Below are 19,435 nucleotides of genomic sequence, written 5' to 3'. Positions count from 1 at the left end.
ACTTAAATCTAGCAAGCTAATTAAAGAGAGAAAAGAGTGATCTGAAATGGCTGAAGAAAACAAGCAAGAAAATGAATTGAACTTTGATGCCCAAGCAATTGAAACGATTGCTAGCCGTGCCGTCTTAGAAGTCGATGGCGTCCTAACGACCCAAGGCAATGCCTTCAATACCGCCTTGTCCCAAGCCGCTAACTGGGCGGACCAGGTCAAAGAAAAAGCTCAAGAAAGTTTCTCTGATGAGGAGGAAAATAATGAGCAAGAAGGCCAACACGACCAAGGAGAGGCTGAGGGCCATGAAGAAGGCGACCATTACCAAGATGGCGTGAATGCTGAAGTGGGTAAGGTAGAAGTGGCTGTTGACCTCGATATTGTCGTCGCCTACGGTAAGGAAATTCCTAAGATCTTTGATGAAATTGTAGAAAATGTCAACAAGCGCATCCATGAAGCAACGGGCTTAGAAGTTGTGGAAGTAAACGTGAATGTCCGTGACATTATGACGGAAGAAGAATATCGGAAGGTCCACTACAAGCAATTCCCCGACAATTAGAAAGTCATACTAAATAAGCAAACTTCCTAGCTAGCCAGACGTGTAGCTAACTAGGAAGTTTTTGTTTTGGCAAGGGATGAAGATTCGAGGAGGAGGGTCGATTTGCGCTCAGAGCTGATGAAGGCAAAATGACTTCAGGCGGTTTGCATTCGGAGCTGTTGAGCACAATTAACCGAGTCTACTGCACGCTCTCACACCCTAGTTGGGTTCAGTCTAGCAGAAATAGCTCCTCTTCAGCAAGATCCGCCGAAGACTTTCAGTCTTCTCTGGCTTTTGCCTCCAGAGGTCTATTTCTCCCGCTAGCCCTCACACCCTTTTCTAGTCGGGTTCGGTTGCGCAGCTTCCTTGTCACTTCACAAGTCTCCGCCGCAGTCCTCCAGACTGCTCTGGTGACTTGCTCCAGTGAAAGGAAGCTAACCGCGCCTCCTCACCCCCTTTTTTAGTCGGGTTCGATTTAGCAAGCTTGAAATAATTCCACGGCTCTCTGCCTAGATGAAATAATTTGCTTTTTAATTTTCTAAATTATCAGATATTAAAGCAAGCATAGTTTAGCCATAGCTCTAGAAGTTTTTGAGCTTATTTTTTAAAAAGTTAAATCTTATGACTGCAGCGACTTAGTTTTGAGCAGGAATGGAGCTTTGAATTTGACCATTAGCCATGAATCAGCAAGCGATGTGAATTATGGCTCGTAGGCTCAAGCCGTACGAGCCCAAACCTGTTCCAGAAGTCAGCTCTGACTCCACTTCACAAAGGCTGGCTGAACCTTTGACAAGGTTCTTCCATCCTTTGCTCCAGTGGTTCAGAGCTTAACGACTTCTGTCACACTCTAACTTTGAAGCTCGCTAGGTGAGAGACCTTGGCTCGAACCGGTGCCATGGCTCTTTAATGGTCAAATTCAAAAGCGGAATGGATGCTCCTCGCTATTCAAGTCTAACCGCATCCTCTCACACCCTTTTGTTTTTGTGTTTCTTTTGGGTATTTGATAGAATGAGTAGAGAAAATAGGAAGTGAGGGTGTGTCATGGCGATTTATAATGATGATGGCTTGTCTTTTGGAAAACCTCTGCATGCGATTGAGGTGGGGGATACCTTTACCATGACGGAGCGGTTCCGGGAGCGGGATATTCTCCTCTACATGGGAGTGACGAACGATATTAATCCCCGTTATTTGAAAACGGAGGAGGCCCACCAAGCGGTTGATTTGGAGACAGTGATTCCCCCGATTGCCTTGATGGGGGCGATTACGCGGACGGTTTCTATGCATTTTCCAGGTCCGGGGTCCATGTTGGTGGAGATGAATTTTACAATCAATAAGGCGATCCGCCATGATTCGAGCATTACCTATCATTTTGAAGTCATTCGGATCGAGGAATGGCGGGGCTATGTGACCATCCATGTCATTGGAAATAACGAGACGACAGGCGAAGACCGGGTCTTAGACGCCATGCTGATGGTCCTCCCACCGGAAGAAACCTTAACCGACCAACCACAAATTATTGATTCTAGTGAACTGAAACGTGTCAACGGAGGCGATCTAAACAGTGACTAAAAAAAATAAATTGCTCTTATTCGACGGCTCTTCCCTGGCTTTTCGAGCCTTCTATGCTATTCAAAATTTAGATTCTTTCGTCAATAAGAATGGTTTGCATACCAATGCCCTCTATGCCTTCCACGCCATGCTAAAGACGGTGCTAGATAAGGAAGAACCGACCCATGCCCTGGTTGCTTGGGATGCTGGGAAGACCACTTTCCGGACGGAGATGTATGACGACTACAAGGGGGGACGCCAGAGCGCGCCTTCTGAATTCAGGGAGCAGATGCCCTTCTTTAATGTCTTGCTCGATGCTTTTGGCCTGGCCCATTATGAATTAGCCAATTATGAGGCCGATGATATTATCGGGACACTAGCCTTACAAGCCGACCCCGAGCTTTTTGATGTGGTAGTGATTTCGGGCGACCGGGACTTGACGCAATTGGCCCGGGACAATATCCGGGTGGACATTACCCGCCGTGGCGTCAGCCAATTAGAGGAGTATACCCCAGCTTCCATCGAAGAAGCTTGGCAAATCACGCCAGAACAGATTGTTGATATGAAGGGGCTGATGGGGGATTCTTCCGACAATTATCCCGGGGTCACTGGGATTGGTGAGAAGACAGCCCTCAAGCTCCTCCATGAATTTGGCTCGGTAGAGGGGGTCTATGACAACCTGGACAAGGTATCAGGGAAGAAACGCAAAGAAAACCTGGTCAATGACAAGGAAGAGGCCTTCTTGTCCAAGAAATTAGCCCGTATCCTGGATGACGCCCCCTTAACCATCAGCTATGAGGATATCAAGAAAAGAGCAGTGAACCAAGAAGCCTTAGTGGATTTCTACAAAGAGATGAACTTCAACCGCTTTATGGCGGATCTCTTGGATGACGCCGACCTCTCGGACCAGGTCCAAGCGGAAGCCCGGGACATTCCTTACCAGGTCTTGACGGAAGCGGGCCAAGTGACGGCTGAACTATTCCAGGCGGAAGAGATGGCCTTCTATGGGGAAATGTTCGCTAAGAACTACCACCAGGGGGAGATTATCGCCTTCGCCTTAGGGAATTCTGACCAGGTCTATATCCTGCCCAAGGAAGTAGCCTTAGCCGCACCAGCCTTCCAAGAATGGGCGGAGGATGCTAGCCGGACCAAGCAAGTTTTCGATGCCAAACGGACCAAGGTCATGTTAGCCCGGCAAGGAATCGACTTCAAGGGGGTATCGGAGGACGTCCTTATTGCCTCTTATTTAGTCCATGCCAAGGATAATTCCAATGACTTGGCGGAGGCTGCTCGGGAATTCGGCATCGAGGACCTGGCTTATGATGAAATGGTTTACGGCAAGGGCAAGAAGCAAGCCGTACCTGAGGATGAGAGCCAGATGCATGGCCACTTAGCGCGGAAGATCGATGTGATTTGTCGGATGGTTCCCTTGGCCAAAGACCGCCTAGCTGAGGACCAGATGACGGCACTTTACCGAGAGATGGAGCTCCCCTTGGCCTTAGTCTTGGCCAATATGGAGATACGTGGGATCCGGGTGGAACGCTCGACCTTAGAGACCATGCATGAGGCTATCGAAGGCCAATTAGAGGACTTAGAGGCAGCCATCTACCAAGAAGCTGGTCACGACTTCAATATCAATTCTACCCAGCAATTAAGTGATGTCCTCTTCGAAGAGATGGGCCTCCCAGCGGGCAAGAAGACCAAGTCCGGTCACTATTCGACGGCCCAATCGGAATTGGAGAAGCTCCAGGGTAAGGCAGCCATCGTTGACTTAATCTTGGACTACCGCCAGCTGGCCAAACTGCAATCGACCTATATCGAAGGAATTCAGAACTTTATCCAGAAAGACCACAAAGTTCACACCCGTTTCATCCAGACCCTGACCACAACGGGACGCCTGTCTTCGGCAGACCCCAACTTGCAGAATATTCCGATCCGGACAGAGAATGGGCGGAAAATCCGCCAAGCCTTTGTGCCATCAGAGCCCGGTTGGAAGATTTTCTCCTCGGATTATTCTCAGATCGAGCTGCGGGTCTTGGCCCATATTTCAGGGGATGAACACTTGCAAAAAGCCTTCAAAGAAAACCGCGACATCCACCGGACCACGGCCAGTCGGGTTTTGGGAATTGATGAGGACGAGGTAAGCCCTAACCAGCGCCGGGATGCCAAGGCGGTTAACTTCGGGATTGTCTATGGCATTTCGGACTACGGCCTCAGTAAGAACCTCAATATTTCTCGGCCCCAAGCCAAGGCCTTTATTGATTCTTACTTCGATAACTTCCCCAAGGTGAAGGTCTATATGGACGAAATTGTAGAATCGGCTCGCCAACAGGGCTATGTGGAGACCCTCTTCCACCGGCGCCGTTACCTGCCGGATATTAAGGCCCGCAACTTTAATCTGCGGTCCTTTGCCGAACGGACAGCTATGAATACGCCTATCCAAGGGACAGCCGCTGATATTATTAAATTGGCCATGTTGAAGATGGAGGCTGCCTTAGAGGAAGAAGGCCTTCAAGCCAAACTGCTCATCCAAGTCCACGATGAATTGATCTTTGAAGCGCCTGAAGAAGAGATTGCCCGCCTAGAGGAACTGGTTCCCCAAGTCATGGAATCAGCCGTTCAATTGGACGTGCCTTTACTGGTAGATAGTAATTATGGCGACACTTGGTACGATGCTAAATAAGTATCTTAACAGCTAGCGAAAGCGAATGAGAGGCTTGGCCGCAGAGCGATCGACGGCCAGGCTTTTCGCTTTCTTGACGAAAGGAGGCAGAAAGATGCCAGAATTACCTGAAGTGGACCGGGTCCGCCAGGGATTGGAAGACCTGGTACTAGGGGCTCGGGTGACCGCCCTTAGGCTCACTTGGCCTAAAATTATCGAAAAGCCAGGTCCCCAAGCCTTTGAGCGCATTATGCCGGGGCTTCGCCTAGAAGCTATGGGCCGGCGAGGGAAGTATTTAATCTTTGATTGGGGCGACTGGGCTTGGATTAGCCACCTGCGTATGGAAGGCAAGTGGTTAGTCCTGCCGAGCGACCAGGCAGTCGACAAGCATACCCACCTGGTCCTCCAGCTCGATGATGGCCGGGACCTGCGCTACCATGATGTGCGTAAGTTTGGACGCATCCGGCTCTTCCCTAAAGAAGAATTGGCTGCTGAACTGGACCGGCTCAAGTTGGGCCCTGAACCCTGGGAGCTTGACGCGGATGCCTTCTACCAGCAGCTCCAGCGGCGCAAGCAGGCCATTAAGCTGGTGCTCTTGGACCAGCATGTGGTCGCTGGGATTGGCAATATCTATGCGGATGAAATCCTCTACCGGGCCCGGCTCCATCCCGAACAGCCAGCCCATACTGTATCGCGGATCAAGGCCAACCGCTTGGTCCACTATGCCGGAGAAGTTATCCGTGAAGCCATGGCGAAAGGGGGGACGACTATCCGTTCTTATACGGATGCCTTGGGCCACAGTGGGGGCTTCCAACAGACCCTCAATGCCTATGGACGGGCCGGGTTAGCTTGTCCCCGCTGCCAGACCCCGATGAAGAAGATTAAAGTGGGACAGCGGGGGACGACCTTCTGTCCCCGCTGCCAAGTCTTGAAGAAAGAAAGGAGCTAAGATGACATTTCACTTAGGATTAACCGGATCTATTGCAACGGGGAAGAGCTCTGTGAGCCAACACCTCAAGGCGCTTGGCTATCCCATCGTCGATGCCGACCTGGGGAGCCGGGCAGTGGTAGAACCAGGCCAGCCAGGTTTAGAAGCTATCCGTGAACTTTTTGGGGAGGACTATATCTTTCCCAACCAGACCATCAATCGCAAGAAGTTGGGCCAGCTAATTTTTGCCGATGACCAGGCCCGCCAGCAGCTCAACCAGGCCCTCCAACCCCATATCCGCCAGTGGATCAGCCAGGAGACCCAAGCCTATGAGGAAGCGGGACACCGTCTAGTCGTTTTGGATATTCCCTTGCTCTATGAAGAGGGTTACCAGGAAATCTGCGACCAGGTCATGGTGGTCTATTGTTCAGAATCAACCCAGTTGGACCGTTTGATGGCCCGGGACCAGCTCAGTGAAGCGGAAGCCTTCCAGCGCATTTGTTCCCAGATTTCGATTGAACGCAAGGCCGAGTGGGCAGATGTGTTAATCGATAATGGTAGGGATTTAGGCTATACCTTCCAGCAGGTGGATGCCTGGTTAGCTATCAGTGGTTTTAGCCCAAATCCTGTCGCTGAATAGCTTGGCGTATGCTATAATAGGCTTGAATCTGTCCTTCTTGTATAGAAATAGGTGAGAAAGATATGCAATGTCCAAAATGCCATCATGAAAATACCAAAGTTGTTGATAGTCGGCCAACGGAAGAGGGGAGCGTCATCCGCCGTCGTCGGGCTTGTTTGGCCTGCGACTACCGCTTTACAACCTTTGAACGGGTGGAACAGCCGCCACTCCTTGTGATTAAACGCGACGGTAACCGTCAAGAATTCTCACGGGAGAAATTATTGCGTGGCTTAGTGCGTTCTTGCGAGAAGCGGCCGGTTGCCCTAGAAGACTTGAAGCGTTTGGTCGCTGAGATTGAGTCCGACTTGCGGGCCCGGGCCCATGATGAAGTCTCCTCCCAGGATATTGGGGAGATGGTTATGGACCGGTTGCCAGCAATTGATGAAGTAGCTTATATCCGTTATGCCAGCGTTTACCGGCGCTTTGAAGACCCTACTGTCTTCTTGGAAGAGATTGAGTCGCTGCGGCAACTCCAGCGCAAGCAGGTTGAGGGTCAGCAGAATCTCGACTTAGATGGGGATACGGATTAGAAGGGAGCTTTAATTTGGCCTTTGTTCCATGGGAAAATTTAGAACCACAGAGCGGCCTTATCATCTACCAGAAAGAATGGCTTTCGGAAAATGATATGGCTGTTTTTCTTCACCTCTACCAGCCCATGCTTGGAGCAGAGAGTGCCGCCCTCTACCAGAGCTTGCGGGCCCAGATTGAAGTAGGCAGTTGGCATTCTGCCATCCTGCGCCATTCTGACTTGATGGAGCAATTGGTTATGGGCAAGGAAGAATATGTCCGGGCCAGGCAGCGTTTAGAGGCCCTGGGCTTAGTCCAGGTCTTCCACAACCAGAATCCAGACAAGCAGGTCCAGGCCCGCTATGACTTGTTGGCGCCCCTGCCTGCAGATAAATTCTTCACAGATTCCCTAATGTCTTCCCTGCTGATTTATTATGTGGGGGAGGACCGTTTCCAGCGTTTGGTTGACCGCTTCTCCTGGCATCCCTACGAGGCCTTAGAACAGGCGGACTGGCGGGATGTGACGGCTTCTTTCCGTGATGTTTACCGGCTGCCCCAGGCAATTTACCCCGTCAGCCAGGAGACCAGAGAGGGCTTGCTTCGGACCAATGAGGGGGACAAGCATTTCGATTTGAGCCAGGACTCCAACTTTGACCTCCTGGCCTTCAAGGAATTGCTCCAGGGAAGCTTTGTCGGTGAGAAGGCGCTCACTAAGGAGGTCATTGAGATGACCCAGACCCTCCATGCCATCTTCGGCTACGATGAGGTGACCCTCCAGCGTATGGCCCTGGAAGCTTGTGACATTAAAGCAAATAAAATCGACCTGGACAAGTACCAAGCCATTGCTTTGGCTCAGGCAGACCTAGATAATAAGGCCCCGCTTAAGGAACGTAGCCAAGAGCGGCAGGAGCGCCAGGCACAAGCCCAGGAAGAGGCCCAGAAGCTCTGGAAGGAGCAAGGGCTCAGTGATGAGGATTTGACCTTTACAGCGACCCTGCGCAATTATCCCTCGGTGCCCTTTGCCAAGTCGATCAAGGACCAGCAGGGGGGCTTTTTGACCAAGAATGAAAGCCAGGCTATCGGGGATATCCTGCAGATGGGTATTCTTAATCCAGCCACCCTCAATGTCATGATCCACTATTACTTGGTGGAGGACGGGAAGGAGCGCCTGAGTCGCCCCCTATTGGAAGCAACGGCAGATGATTGGAGCCAGCACCAGGTGGATTCGCCCGAAGCGGCTCTCCTCTACCTGCGGGGCCGGCTCGACCAGCAAAAGCAAGCCCGAATCAAACGCATGCAAGAGAAGCGGCAAGCCCGCTACCAAAAGAAGAACTACCAAAGACGCCCAGGTCGCGAGGAGGTCAAGCCTAAATGGTTTAAGGCAGACGACCAGGCTGAGAAGCGCTCTGACCAGTCAGAGCCAAGCAGTGACCAGTCGCAAAACTTGCGTGACCTAATCGCCCAAAGGCACAAGGAGGATCGTTAAGATGCAAAATATCGGACCAGAAATTAAGAAAATCCTAGAGCAAAAGGACTATAAGCAAAGACTCAAGGAAATCCAAGCAGAGGCCCTCAGCGATCCTGACGTCCAAGCCTTTATTAACCAGCACCAGGACCAGGTGGATGATGCCTTAATCCAGCGGAGTTTATCTAAGATTTATGAATTTGTCCAAGAGAAAAACCGCATCCAGGCAGGCTATGCGCCCAAGATGCCTAACTTCCACCCCCAGCTGCAGATGAATGTGAATTATATTGATGTCCAGTATGTAGCCAATGAGGATTACTTGGCCAAGCAAGCTGCCCTCAAGCGCAACCGCCGGATTACCCTGGTGGACCTGCCCAAGTCTCTGCGGGAAGCAAATTTTGACCAATTTGACGTGGATGACCCTGCCCGTCAAGAGGCAGCAAGCCGGGCTTTGACCTTTACCAGGGATTATCTCCAGGCGCCGGACCGCTTCCACAAGGCCCTCTATTTCCACGGTGCCTTCGGGGTGGGGAAGACCTTTCTTTTAGCAGCCATTGCTAATGACTTGGCGGATAAGGGCTATGAGTCCACTCTGGTTCACTACCCGCAATTTGCCCAGGCTATCAAGCAGAGCATTGCCAGCAATACGGTCCAGGACAAGCTGGAGAGTCTGCAGAAGGCTCCGTTACTCATGCTGGATGATATCGGGGCGGAGAGCAATTCAGCCTGGCTGCGTGATGATATCTTGGGAGTTATCCTCCAGTATCGGATGAATGAACAATTGCCGACCTTCTTCTCGTCTAACTTTAATTTTGACGAATTGGAAGCCCACCTGGCGCGGACCAATTCTGGCGATTTAGAGCCTGTGAAGGCCGGACGGATTATGGAGCGTATCAGCTTCTTAGCTGAAGAAATTGAGGTCGGCGGCCGCAACCGCCGCCATGACTAAGCACATTATTGTATATTTTATGAGGAGAAAAGTCTCTCAGCTCGGCCAAGGTCCAGGGTCGTGCTGAGAGACTTTTCACTTGGCCTGATCGACTTTTGCCACGCGCTCATCTCCTTGCTAGGATTTTTCCTGCTTTAAAAGTCGTATAATTTGCATTTAGAAGGAATAAAGGCTAATCTTAAGGTATAAGAGATACTTGTTATTTTTTAAATTTAATAGAAGATGAATAGGGGGGAGCCTTTCGATGAACGGATTTGTTAAATTTATCCAAGTTCTAGGCGCATTAATTGCACTCTTAGCCTTGCTTGCAGCCATTGCTGTGCTGTATCCGATTCCTTACCTGACGGAATTTGTTGCTGTCTATGTTTTAGGAATTCCGGAAGTCAGCACCACGGTTGCTATTGTTTTGGCTGTTGTAGCTGTGATTGCTTTAATCTTCCTGCTCTATGCTTGCTTTGCCACCTCTAAGAAGGCCTGGTTGAAAGTGGATACTGAGCACGGGGAAGTCACCATTGACCATACGGTTGCTGAAGCAGCGGCTAAGCATGCTGCACGTTCAGTAGATGAGGTGAAACATCCACAAGCTGAAGCTAAGATGGGCAATCATCCAGGGGACACCAAGCTAGAGGTGACCGTCGATGTTAGCCAAGATGCACCGGTTGCGACTATCGCCAAGTCGGTCCAAGAACGGGTCGAAGATGCGGTAGGCCGGAAGTTAGGAGCTAAGCCAGGATCCGTCAATGTCAAAGTCAACCAAATTGATACCCGTGCGGTTCAAGCTCAAGCAGCTCAGAACGGACCACGCGTTAGATAAGTAGAGGAGGCATTGCAATGAAACAACCACCAGAGTCATGGTATGCCTATAGATGGCGTATAATCTGTACCGCTGCTGCTTTCTTATTTACGGTCGTCAGTTTGGCAACTAATATTGGGACCGCTATTTTGGTGGCAGTCCTTGCGGTAGCTGGCTTTTACGCTGGAAAATATTTTGACCACAATTTATAAAATTTCTAAGGCATATTATTTGAAATAATTTGAGAAATCGGTATGATTAAAGTACAAGCAATTGTAATAAAATTTTTGGAGGATGATAATCATGGCAGAACAAAAAGCTAATGAACAAAACCAAGTGCAACACGAAAACGAATTAACTTTCGCGGACAAGGTTCTTGAAAAAATTGCTAACTACTCTGTACAAGGTGTAGAAGGCATCCTTGAATTACAAGGTGGCTTTACTTCAGGAATCAAAGGCTTCTTCTCAGGCTCCGGCGAAGACGAAACAAAAGGCGTAAGCGCTGAAGTTGGTAAGAAAGAAGTTGCTTTAGACTTAGAAGTTATTGCTGAATACGGCAAGGACATTCCTGCTGCTTTCGAATCAGCAATCAAGAAAATCTCAGACAATGTTAACAAGATGACTGGCTTAAAAGTTGTTGAAGTTAACATGAACGTTAACGATGTTGTAACTCGTGGCGAATGGGAACGTAAACAAAACGAAGAACAACGTAAAGCTGCTGAAGAACGTCGTCGTGCACACGAAGACGGTGAATACTCAGACGGTTCACGTGTTCAATAATTGAGCTAACACCAGCAAGCTTGGGCGCCTAGCCCAAGCTTTTTTATTTGAAGGCTAGGAGACGCTCTAAAGCTTTCATGATGAGATCTGATGCTTGGATGATAAGGATGCCGCATAGATCTTTTTGGGGAAAATCTATGGAAGGTCCGAAGTCTGCGCTTGCTTTTTTATCTGAATAGTGCTTTAATAGGGGTAGACTAGTTAAGCGCCGATGAAGGAGACAAAGTTTTTGTTTGAAGCTAGAGACGGATTGTTTGGTGGAAGATCCGCAAACAAAGATAGCGACCACTCCGGAGGCTTTCAATGATTGAAGTTGAACGGTGAACCCCGATATCGGTCATGAACGAGTGCCTAAATAGGCAAAAATTGGGTGGAACCACGTATTGAATCAGATTACGTCCCTAATTGAAGGAAACTTCAGTTAGGGCTTTTTTATTTTACAAGGAGGATAACCATGCAAATCACATTTCCAGATGGCGCAGTCAAAGAATTCGAAGCCGGTGTTTCTGGCCGCGAAGTTGCCAAGTCCATCTCAAACAGTCTTGCCAAACGCGTCTTGGCTTATAAGTTAGATGGCCAATTGAAGGGCTTAGATGAACCGATCAATGAGTCTGGGGCGATTGAATTAATTGATCCCAAGTCTAATGAAGAGGAAGCTCTTGAAATCTTGCGCCACTCTAGTGCCCACTTGTTAGCCCAAGCCCTGCGCCGGATCTATCCTAACATCCACTTCGGGGTGGGACCTGCGATTGAGAATGGCTTCTACTATGACACGGACAACGGCGAAGGCCAACAAGTCAAGGAAGAAGACCTTCCGGCTATCCAAGCGGAGATGGAAAAAATTGTCCAAGAAGACTTCCCTATTGAAGGCCGTGAAGTGAGCCGGGAAGAAGCCAAAGAAATCTTCAAGGAAGACCCTTATAAATTGGAATTAATCCACGACCTGCCAGAAGACGAAACCCTTACCGTCTACAGCCAAGGTGAATTTATCGACCTTTGCCGCGGGGGCCACGTCCCTTCAACTGGCTATATCAAGCACTTCCAATTGCTTTCCTTAGCTGGGGCTTACTGGCGCGGAGATTCTGACCGTCCCATGATGCAACGGGTTTACGGGACAGCTTATTTCAATGAGAAAGACTTGAAGGCTGACCTCAAGCGCCGCGAAGAAGCCAAGGAACGCGACCACCGGAAGTTAGGCAAGGAACTCGACCTCTTCCTCGTCTCACCTGAAGTTGGCCAAGGCCTGCCATTCTGGCTACCTGAAGGGGCAACCATCCGCCGCTTGTTGGAACGCTATATTGTGGACAAGGAAGTCGCTCAAGGCTACGAGCACGTTTATACGCCAATTATGGCTAACGTGGACCTCTACAAGAAGTCCGGTCACTGGGACCACTACCGTGATGACATGTTCCCACCAATGGACATGGGCGATGGCGAACAATTAGTCCTCCGTCCGATGAACTGCCCTCACCATATGGAAGTCTACCAAAACCATATCCACTCCTATCGGGAACTGCCTATCCGGATTGCCGAACTCGGGATGATGCACCGCTATGAGAAGTCAGGCTCCCTCTCTGGTCTCCAACGGGTTCGTGAAATGACCTTGAATGACGCCCATATCTTTGTCCGCCCTGACCAAATCAAGGATGAATTCACCCGCGTCCTCCACTTGATTCGCGAAGTTTATGAAGACTTCCATATCACCGATTATCGTTTCCGTCTGTCCTACCGCGACCCTAACGATACCGATAAGTACTTCGATGACGATGAAATGTGGGAAAAGGCCCAAGCCATGTTGAAGGAAGCCATGGATGGTCTCGGTTTAGACTACTTCGAAGCAGAAGGGGAAGCCGCCTTCTACGGGCCTAAGCTTGACGTTCAAACGAAGACCGCTTTAGGCACTGAAGAAACCCTGTCAACGGTTCAGTTGGACTTCCTCTTACCTGAACGCTTTAACATTACTTATGTCGGTGAAGATGGTCAAAATACCCACCGTCCAGTGGTTATCCACCGCGGGGTAATCTCAACCATGGAACGCTTTGTCGCCTACCTGATTGAGGAATACAAGGGCGCCTTCCCAACCTGGTTGGCACCAACCCAAGCTGTCCTCATCCCTGTGAATGAAGATGCCCATGCCGACTATGTCTACAAGATTGCAGAAGAGATGAAAGCAAAAGGCTTCCGGGTTAAAGTCGACGACCGTAATGAAAAGATGGGTTATAAGATTCGCGAAGCGCAAACCCATAAGATTCCTTATCAATTAGTCTTTGGTGACAAGGAAATTGAAGAAGGGTCCGTAACGGTCCGCCGCTACGGCTCTAAGAAGACCGAAAGCCAAGACTTCCAAGCCTTCTTTGAGGCCTTACAGGAAGCTGTTAAGAACCACGAATAATTGAATTACACTAAGTCCAGCTGATCTTTGGCTGGGCTTTTTATTATTGGAAGACAAAAGTGAAATAAGTTTATAAAGAAATGGTGCTGTGGGCATGCGGTGCGCTATTGAATTGGCCCCTTGAATTTAAGAAGGACAAGAACGGCTGGCACGTCTTGTACGATATCCCTAAGTTGCTGATGCTCCAACCGCTAACCACTACGGTCCGATCTCCGGTCTCTCAGCTAGCGAGCTTCAAAGGGCTAGTAACGGCCACAAGGGGGTGGTTGTGACCGTATCTGCTCCAGTAACGGTCATAAGGGGGAGTAGTAGTGTCCGTATCTGGTCCAGTAACGGCCACAAGGGAGCTAGTTATGTCCGTAACAAGTCCAGTAACGGTCATAAGGGAGCTAGTTGTGACCGTATCAGCTCCAGTAACGGTCAAAAGGGGAGTGGTAGTGTCCGTATCTGGTCCAGTAACGGCCACAAGGGTAGTGGTAGTGTCCGTATCTGGTCCAGTAACGGCCACAAGGGAGCTAGTTATGTCCGTAACAAGTCCAGTAACGGTCATAAGGGAGCTAGCTGTGTCCGTATCCGGCCCAGTAACGGTCATAAGGGGAGTGGAAGTATCCGTATTAGCTCCTCCAAGAGACAAAAATAGGAGCTTTGTAGCGATTGCTGATTTACCTTCCTGGTAAGATAGCTTGCTGGATTAAGATAAGGAACAAGCAGAAATCCATGAAGTAAGCGCTCATATGCGTTATAATAAGGGATGTATGTTAGAGAAGGAGGCGGCAATTGTGACACAGAATTGGCAAGTTTTAGATAGACAAGACCAGGTCTCCCAGGCTGAGCTCTTGCGAGAGGCCTTGAATGAGGCAGAGGCGATTCTAGTCGGAGTCGGTGCGGGCATGGGAGCTGCGGATGGCTTCACTTATGTGGGACCGCGCTTCCAAGAAGCCTTCCCGGATTTTATTAGCAAGTATGGTTGGTTGGATATGTTCCAGGCCAGCGTCTTTCCCTTTGCCAACGAGGCGGAATCTTGGGCCTTTTTTAGTCGTTTTGTCAAGTTGAATTATTTGGACCAGGGCCTGGGTGCGTCCTATGTGCGGATGCGTCAAGCCTTGGAGGGGCGAAACTACCATATCATTACTTCGAATGCGGACAATGCCTTCGAGAAGGCCGACTATGATCCCGACAAGGTCTTCGATGTCCAGGGCAAGTATATCCTCATGCAGTGCATGTACGGCTGCCATCCCAAGCGTTACCGGATCGATGACCTGGTAGAAGAGATGGTGGACCGGCAAGAAGATATGCGGGTGCCAGCCGACCTGATTCCCCAGTGTCCAGCATGCGGCCAGCGGATGGAACTCAACCGGCGCAACCACTGGGATTGGATGGTGGAAGATGAAGCCTTCAAGGAAGAGCAGGCCCGTTATGAGCATTTCCTCGACCAGAACAAGGACAAAAAGATCCTCCTCCTCGAGATGGGCTGTGGCTATATGGCCCCCCAAGTCATCAAGCACCCCTTCCAAGATATGGCGGAGGCCTTCCCCCAAGCCCTCTATCTGACTGTGAATCTAAAGGACTACCGGATCCCACCAGCCATTCGTTCAAATACCATCTGGCTGGAAGCGGATATCCGCCAACTCCTCGAAGATCTTGAGAATTTAGACGAAAGAAGTGACCGATAAGATGTATATTATTGAAATGAAACGTGACGGCGAATGGATCTACAATGGGGCTGTCGCCATGGCCATGCAGGTCTATGCCCAGAACCATATCTTCCTGGATGAACCCATCCTCTTTCCTTATATGACGGATCCTTTTGTCCAGATTGGCCGCTATCAGAATGCCATGGAAGAAGTCAACATGGACTATGTGGAAGCCAATGGGATCCAGATGGTCCGCCGGGATACGGGAGGCGGGACCGTATACCTGGACCGGGGCGAGATTAATATTTGTTTCTTGATGGATAGCCAGGATACCAATGCCTTCTCCAACTTCGACAAAATGTACCAGCCCGTGATGCAGATCCTCCGCGAAATCGGTGTGACCCAGATCGAAAAGAGTGGGCGCAATGACTTGATGGTTGACGGGAAGAAGGTTTCTGGGGCAGCCATGACCATGAAGAACGGCCGGGTCTACGGCGGCTACTCCTTGCTCTTCGATGTGGATATGGAGAACATGGTCAACGCCCTCCGTCCCAACCAGAAGAAGATCGAGTCAAAAGGCATCAAGTCCGTGAGAAGCCGGGTAGGTAACTTACGCGACTATGTGGACTCCGAATATAAGGACCTGACCTCTGAAGAGTTTTTGGAACTGATCCTGGTTAAGACGGCAGGCGTCACTTCCTATGACCAAATTAAGAAATATAAATTGACCGATGAGGACTGGGCCGCTATCGACCAAATGATGGAAGAAAAATACGCTAACTGGGATTGGATCTTCGGCGCTTCCCCTCGCTTTGAATACAACCGCAATGAACACTTCAAGGGGGGCACCTTCGACATCAGCCTGGCCATCGAACAAGGCCGGATAAGGGACTGCAAGATCTACGGCGACTTCTTCGGCAGCCAACCGATCGCTGATATTGAGACCGCCCTAGTTGGCACGCCACTCCGTCGCCAAGACCTCCTGGACCAGCTAAAGCAGTTCGACCTCAGCCAATATTTTGGAACCATCACAGCTGACGAAATTGTGGACTTAATCTTGGAGCAGTAAGAGAAGTCAAATCGCGGTGGTGAGCATCCGTTGCGCTATCGAAGTTGGCCTTTGAATGCTTAATACTTTAATAATTAAATATCACAGAAAAGCACGGCCCCTTACTTTGAGGAGTCGTGCTTTAATATTGTTTTGGAGATGGATTAATTTTAGTTTGCAATCTTCAAAATAATTGATTGGTTTTCGATTATGAGCAGTAGTGGAGTTTGACTTTGGTCGTTAGCCATGAACAAGCAAGCAAAGCGAATTACGGCTAGTAGGCTAATAATTTAGCCGTACTAGCCGTTTGAGTCTTGCTAGGTGAGGGACCTTGACCCGAACCGGTGCCATGGCATTTTAACGACCAAAGTCAAAATGAAACGAAGGCTCATCCATGCAATTAGTTAAATAATCTTATAATATTACGCCAAATCACAACCCGCTTCATGGGGATTGTAGGCGCCGATGGCTTGGAGGAAGGCGGTCATGGTGGTGGGGCCGATGTAGGTGAAGCCGTCTTTCTTCATGCTCTTGACCACTGCTTGGCTGAGGGCCTCCGGGCTGTCCTCCTGGTCCTTAGCGGTCTCGATCAAGTCCCAGACATAGTCGGAGAAGCCTTCGCCCTCATCCAGTAAGTCGACTAGGACCTGGGCATTGTGGATAATGGCTTGGATCTTGCGCCGGTTGCGGATCAAGCGGCTGTCCTGGAGCAGGCCCTGGTACTTATAACGGTCATAGCGGGCAATCTTTTGGTAGTCGAAGCCATCATAGGCGGCATCGAAATCGTCCGCTTTCTTGAGGACGGTCTCCCAGGACAGGCCACCCTGCATGATTTCTAGGCTCAGGGCTTTGAAGAGGGCCTGGTCATCGGTGGTCGGTCGGCCCCAAATCTGGTCGTGGTAGGCAATAAGTTCGGGCGTCGTGGCCCAGCTGCAACGTGCTGTCATCTGTTCAAGTCATCCTTTCTCTTGGCTTTACGTCTATTATAGCATGCTTGGTCAGCCATGATGGGAAAGAACTATCAGCTGGGAGGGGCTTTTGGTTCCCAAAGAGCTTACAATATGTTAGTATATATAAACTTATGAAAAGTAAGCAGATAGGAGTGTTCGTATGCATAAAGTTAAAACAGCGGTCCTCGCCCTTTTGTCCCTCTTGGTCTTAGGGGCTTGCGGATCCCAGCAGGCTTCTCAGAATGAGGCGGCGGCCGAAGATAGTCAGGAAATCCGCCTCGCTACTTCACCGGGCCCTTACAGCGACCTCTTCCTCGATGTAGTCAAACCGATCCTCGAAGAAGAGGGTTACAAGGTGGATACGGTTGAATTCACCGACTTACGCGAAGCTGATGTAGCCCTTGAAGAGAAGGCAGCTGACCTCAATATTGAGCAGCACACCCTCTATATGGAGAACTTCAACGAGGAGAAAGATGCCCACCTGACCAATATCCAGCCCCTGCCAACTGTCCCTATGGCTATTTTCCCAGGACAGAAGGATAGCCTGGATAGCTTAGCAGAAGGGGACCAAGTGGGAGTACCCGATGACCCCTCTAACCTGTCACGGGCCTTGCTCTTGCTAGAGAAGGAAGGGATCATTAAGTTAGATCCGAATGCGGACAAGGCCAACTTAAATGTGGAAAATATCACAGAAAATCCGAAAAACGTGAAGATCGAGGTCATCAGTTCACCCAACCTAGCGCGGACCACACCAGACCTGGCCATTGCTGCCATTCCAGGCTCGCGAGCCTTCGACGCGGGTATCGACTTCCAGACCGCACTGGCCTATGAAGACGTAGCCCCTGAATTCATGCTCCAACTCGTTGTCCGGGAAGAGGACAAGGATAAGGACTGGGTCAAGGCTGTTTCCCAAGCCTACAAGTCCGACCAAGTCAAGGACGCCGTGGAGAAGATTAACCAAGAATCAAGTCAAGCTTATTGGATTTTACCTGAATAATTGCTTTAAAGGAGAGGCTGGGAGAAGATTCCCAGTCTTTTTTGAATTAATCCTTGACCTTGGATAGGGAACATGCTATGATGTTTGAGTGAGACAAGAAGCAGAGACCTACCCGTTTCTCACCTGAGTTGACAAAGACGTCCTCGGGTTGATAGATTCAAGTGCACAAGGGGAGCCTTGTGTGAGCAGCGACGGGTACTTTTATGGATTCGTCGCTTTTTCTATGCTGAAATCTCAATGACCGATGAATGCAAATTTGAACTATGGAGGGGGATAATTATCGCAAAAGAAAAAGATAACATCGTCAATGGATCGATTCGGGCACGCGAAATGCGCGTGATTGATCCTGATGGTGAACAGTTGGGTGTGCTTTCTAAGAAAGACGCTCTAGATAAGGCCGGCGAATACGAACTTGACCTCGTTCTCGTGTCACCAGGTGCTAAGCCACCGGTTGCCCGGATCATGGATTACGGCAAGTTCCGTTACCAACAACAACGCAAGGCCCGTGAACAGCGCAAGAACCAACGGACCATCCAAGTTAAGGAAATCCGTTTGAGTCCAGCTATCGATGATAATGACTTCAACACCAAACTACGTCAAGGCCGCAAGTTTATCGGCAAGGGCGACAAGGTGAAGGTATCTATCCGTTTCAAGGGACGTGCCATCACTCATAAGGACTTGGGACGTGAAGTGCTGGAACGTTTTGCTAACGAAATCAGCGATATCGCGACAGTTGAGCAAAAACCAAAAATGGAAGGCCGGTCTATGCAATTGATGCTAGCACCTAAGCCTGAAGACAAATAATCCAATTAACAAAAATGGGAGGAAATTATTATGCCTAAACAAAAAACACACCGTGCATCGGCTAAACGCTTCAAATTTACCGCTTCAGGTAAGTTAAAACGTAGTCATTCAGAACGCTCTCACCGTTTCCATGGTAAGACCAAGAAACAACGTCGTCAGCACAAACCAGCTACAATGGTTCATCAATCTGACCAAAAACGTATCCAACAAATGTTAGATACCTACAAATAAGTAATAATCTAGAGAAACAAGGAGGAATTTCGAATGGCTCGAGTTAAAGGTGGAACAGTTAGTCGTAAAAGACGTAAAAAATATATTAAATTAGCAAAAGGTTATTACGGAACTAAGAGCGTAAACTACAAGATGGCGAAACAAGCTGTCATGAAATCTTATATGTACGCTTACCGCGACCGTCGTCAGAAAAAACGTGACTTCCGTCGCCTATGGATCACCCGTATCAATGCCCAAGCACGCGTTAACGGCTTAAGCTACAGCAAGTTAATCAACGGCTTGAAACAAGCAGGCATTGAAATCAACCGTAAAATGCTTGCAGACCTTGCAGTCAACGATGCCGATGCCTTCGCATCAATCTGCGACCAAGCAAAAGCAGCATTAGGTAAATAATTAAATAAAGTGTGAAGCACCGCCCTGGTATGCTCCCCCTAAAGTAGACACTAAAAAAAGTAAACTACTTTAGGGGGAGTTTTTATGCGTTCAAATAGAAAACATTCACCAGCAGAATTGGCTAACTATATCCATCTATATAAAGAGGG

20 protein-coding genes are annotated in these 19,435 nt (G+C 49.3%); 19 read left to right on the top strand and 1 reads right to left on the bottom strand.

What is annotated here, in order from left to right; all coding sequences use genetic code 11:
* Positions 1 to 46 precede the first annotated feature (46 nt).
* The 15 genes from F6I03_RS08835 (at position 47) to F6I03_RS08765 (ending at position 15,932) form a co-directional block, all read left to right on the top strand.
* A complete protein-coding gene (locus F6I03_RS08835) occupies positions 47 to 547 on the top strand; it encodes an Asp23/Gls24 family envelope stress response protein (protein ID WP_070431048.1) in 501 nt (166 codons plus the stop codon).
* Between the two features lie 1,020 nt (positions 548 to 1,567).
* Entirely contained in the window at positions 1,568 to 2,095 is a 528-nt protein-coding gene (locus F6I03_RS08830; RefSeq protein WP_070430412.1) for a dehydrogenase, read from the top strand.
* A complete protein-coding gene (polA, locus tag F6I03_RS08825; protein ID WP_070430413.1) occupies positions 2,088 to 4,757 on the top strand; it encodes a DNA polymerase I in 2,670 nt (889 codons plus the stop codon). The genes F6I03_RS08830 and polA overlap by 8 nt, the downstream gene beginning before the upstream one ends.
* Before the next feature lie 94 nt (positions 4,758 to 4,851).
* Positions 4,852 to 5,685 (top strand): bifunctional DNA-formamidopyrimidine glycosylase/DNA-(apurinic or apyrimidinic site) lyase, encoded by an 834-nt coding sequence (mutM, locus tag F6I03_RS08820; protein ID WP_070430414.1) that lies wholly within the window; start codon positions 4,852 to 4,854, stop codon positions 5,683 to 5,685.
* Position 5,686: 1 nt separating this feature from the next.
* Positions 5,687 to 6,304, top strand: coding sequence for a dephospho-CoA kinase (gene coaE / locus F6I03_RS08815; RefSeq protein ID WP_070430415.1), 618 nt, complete (start codon positions 5,687 to 5,689; stop codon positions 6,302 to 6,304).
* A gap of 62 nt (positions 6,305 to 6,366) precedes the next feature.
* Complete coding sequence (gene nrdR, locus F6I03_RS08810; protein WP_070430416.1) at positions 6,367 to 6,873, top strand: transcriptional regulator NrdR; 507 nt, start codon at positions 6,367 to 6,369, stop codon at positions 6,871 to 6,873.
* 14 nt (positions 6,874 to 6,887) lie between these two features.
* Positions 6,888 to 8,336, top strand: coding sequence for a DnaD domain protein (locus F6I03_RS08805; protein ID WP_070430417.1), 1,449 nt, complete (start codon positions 6,888 to 6,890; stop codon positions 8,334 to 8,336).
* Position 8,337: 1 nt separating this feature from the next.
* Entirely contained in the window at positions 8,338 to 9,264 is a 927-nt protein-coding gene (dnaI, locus tag F6I03_RS08800; protein WP_070430418.1) for a primosomal protein DnaI, read from the top strand.
* A gap of 244 nt (positions 9,265 to 9,508) precedes the next feature.
* A complete protein-coding gene (gene amaP, locus F6I03_RS08795; protein ID WP_070430419.1) occupies positions 9,509 to 10,078 on the top strand; it encodes an alkaline shock response membrane anchor protein AmaP in 570 nt (189 codons plus the stop codon).
* A 17-nt stretch (positions 10,079 to 10,095) separates the two neighbouring features.
* A complete protein-coding gene (locus tag F6I03_RS08790; RefSeq protein ID WP_083290510.1) occupies positions 10,096 to 10,269 on the top strand; it encodes a DUF2273 domain-containing protein in 174 nt (57 codons plus the stop codon).
* A 91-nt stretch (positions 10,270 to 10,360) separates the two neighbouring features.
* Positions 10,361 to 10,837: an Asp23/Gls24 family envelope stress response protein gene (locus F6I03_RS08785; RefSeq protein WP_070430420.1), complete on the top strand. Its 477-nt coding sequence runs from the start codon at positions 10,361 to 10,363 to the stop codon at positions 10,835 to 10,837.
* A gap of 454 nt (positions 10,838 to 11,291) precedes the next feature.
* On the top strand, positions 11,292 to 13,229 hold the full coding sequence (gene thrS, locus F6I03_RS08780) for a threonine--tRNA ligase (RefSeq protein WP_070430421.1): 1,938 nt from the start codon (positions 11,292 to 11,294) through the stop codon (positions 13,227 to 13,229).
* A 268-nt stretch (positions 13,230 to 13,497) separates the two neighbouring features.
* On the top strand, positions 13,498 to 13,869 hold the full coding sequence (locus F6I03_RS08775; protein WP_150983110.1) for a hypothetical protein: 372 nt from the start codon (positions 13,498 to 13,500) through the stop codon (positions 13,867 to 13,869).
* Between the two features lie 139 nt (positions 13,870 to 14,008).
* Complete coding sequence (locus tag F6I03_RS08770; protein ID WP_224788514.1) at positions 14,009 to 14,902, top strand: deacetylase SIR2; 894 nt, start codon at positions 14,009 to 14,011, stop codon at positions 14,900 to 14,902.
* Position 14,903: 1 nt separating this feature from the next.
* The gene (locus F6I03_RS08765; protein ID WP_070430424.1) at positions 14,904 to 15,932 is read left to right on the top strand and encodes a lipoate--protein ligase; all 1,029 of its coding nucleotides are present in this window, start codon (positions 14,904 to 14,906) and stop codon (positions 15,930 to 15,932) included.
* A 401-nt stretch (positions 15,933 to 16,333) separates the two neighbouring features.
* Here the strand turns inward: F6I03_RS08765 and F6I03_RS08760 are convergent, their stop codons facing one another.
* A complete protein-coding gene (locus F6I03_RS08760) occupies positions 16,334 to 16,858 on the bottom strand; it encodes a DNA-3-methyladenine glycosylase I (protein ID WP_070430425.1) in 525 nt (174 codons plus the stop codon).
* 163 nt (positions 16,859 to 17,021) lie between these two features.
* On the opposite strand from F6I03_RS08760, the gene F6I03_RS08755 reads away from it, so the two are divergent.
* From F6I03_RS08755 to rplT, 4 genes are all read left to right on the top strand, one after another.
* Positions 17,022 to 17,858: a MetQ/NlpA family ABC transporter substrate-binding protein gene (locus F6I03_RS08755; RefSeq protein ID WP_070430426.1), complete on the top strand. Its 837-nt coding sequence runs from the start codon at positions 17,022 to 17,024 to the stop codon at positions 17,856 to 17,858.
* A 237-nt stretch (positions 17,859 to 18,095) separates the two neighbouring features.
* Complete coding sequence (infC, locus tag F6I03_RS08750) at positions 18,096 to 18,662, top strand: translation initiation factor IF-3 (RefSeq protein WP_083290511.1); 567 nt, start codon at positions 18,096 to 18,098, stop codon at positions 18,660 to 18,662.
* A gap of 30 nt (positions 18,663 to 18,692) precedes the next feature.
* Entirely contained in the window at positions 18,693 to 18,893 is a 201-nt protein-coding gene (gene rpmI, locus F6I03_RS08745) for a 50S ribosomal protein L35 (RefSeq protein WP_070430427.1), read from the top strand.
* 33 nt (positions 18,894 to 18,926) lie between these two features.
* Positions 18,927 to 19,286 carry a 50S ribosomal protein L20 gene (rplT, locus tag F6I03_RS08740; protein ID WP_070430428.1) on the top strand — a complete coding sequence of 120 codons (360 nt, stop codon included), beginning with the start codon at positions 18,927 to 18,929 and terminating at the stop codon, positions 19,284 to 19,286.
* The last annotated feature ends 149 nt before the right edge of the window (positions 19,287 to 19,435 follow it).

Source organism: Aerococcus sanguinicola, from assembly GCF_008726925.1.
Classification (GTDB): domain Bacteria; phylum Bacillota; class Bacilli; order Lactobacillales; family Aerococcaceae; genus Aerococcus.
This window is presented reverse-complemented; position numbering and strand designations above follow the sequence as displayed.

What these genes read in the sequence shown, in the direction of transcription:
- F6I03_RS08830 (WP_070430412.1), top strand. Translation starts at nt 1,568, where the DNA reads ATGGCGATTTATAATGATGATGGCTTGTCTTTTGGAAAACCTCTGCAT.
- F6I03_RS08755 (WP_070430426.1), top strand. Translation starts at nt 17,022, where the DNA reads ATGCATAAAGTTAAAACAGCGGTCCTCGCCCTTTTGTCCCTCTTGGTC.
- rpmI (WP_070430427.1), top strand. Translation starts at nt 18,693, where the DNA reads ATGCCTAAACAAAAAACACACCGTGCATCGGCTAAACGCTTCAAATTT.
- F6I03_RS08760 (WP_070430425.1), bottom strand. Translation starts at nt 16,858, where the DNA reads ATGACAGCACGTTGCAGCTGGGCCACGACGCCCGAACTTATTGCCTAC.
- mutM (WP_070430414.1), top strand. Translation starts at nt 4,852, where the DNA reads ATGCCAGAATTACCTGAAGTGGACCGGGTCCGCCAGGGATTGGAAGAC.
- infC (WP_083290511.1), top strand. Translation starts at nt 18,096, where the DNA reads ATGACCGATGAATGCAAATTTGAACTATGGAGGGGGATAATTATCGCA.
- F6I03_RS08785 (WP_070430420.1), top strand. Translation starts at nt 10,361, where the DNA reads ATGGCAGAACAAAAAGCTAATGAACAAAACCAAGTGCAACACGAAAAC.
- F6I03_RS08765 (WP_070430424.1), top strand. Translation starts at nt 14,904, where the DNA reads ATGTATATTATTGAAATGAAACGTGACGGCGAATGGATCTACAATGGG.
- coaE (WP_070430415.1), top strand. Translation starts at nt 5,687, where the DNA reads ATGACATTTCACTTAGGATTAACCGGATCTATTGCAACGGGGAAGAGC.
- F6I03_RS08790 (WP_083290510.1), top strand. Translation starts at nt 10,096, where the DNA reads ATGAAACAACCACCAGAGTCATGGTATGCCTATAGATGGCGTATAATC.
- thrS (WP_070430421.1), top strand. Translation starts at nt 11,292, where the DNA reads ATGCAAATCACATTTCCAGATGGCGCAGTCAAAGAATTCGAAGCCGGT.
- nrdR (WP_070430416.1), top strand. Translation starts at nt 6,367, where the DNA reads ATGCAATGTCCAAAATGCCATCATGAAAATACCAAAGTTGTTGATAGT.
- amaP (WP_070430419.1), top strand. Translation starts at nt 9,509, where the DNA reads ATGAACGGATTTGTTAAATTTATCCAAGTTCTAGGCGCATTAATTGCA.
- F6I03_RS08835 (WP_070431048.1), top strand. Translation starts at nt 47, where the DNA reads ATGGCTGAAGAAAACAAGCAAGAAAATGAATTGAACTTTGATGCCCAA.
- dnaI (WP_070430418.1), top strand. Translation starts at nt 8,338, where the DNA reads ATGCAAAATATCGGACCAGAAATTAAGAAAATCCTAGAGCAAAAGGAC.
- rplT (WP_070430428.1), top strand. Translation starts at nt 18,927, where the DNA reads ATGGCTCGAGTTAAAGGTGGAACAGTTAGTCGTAAAAGACGTAAAAAA.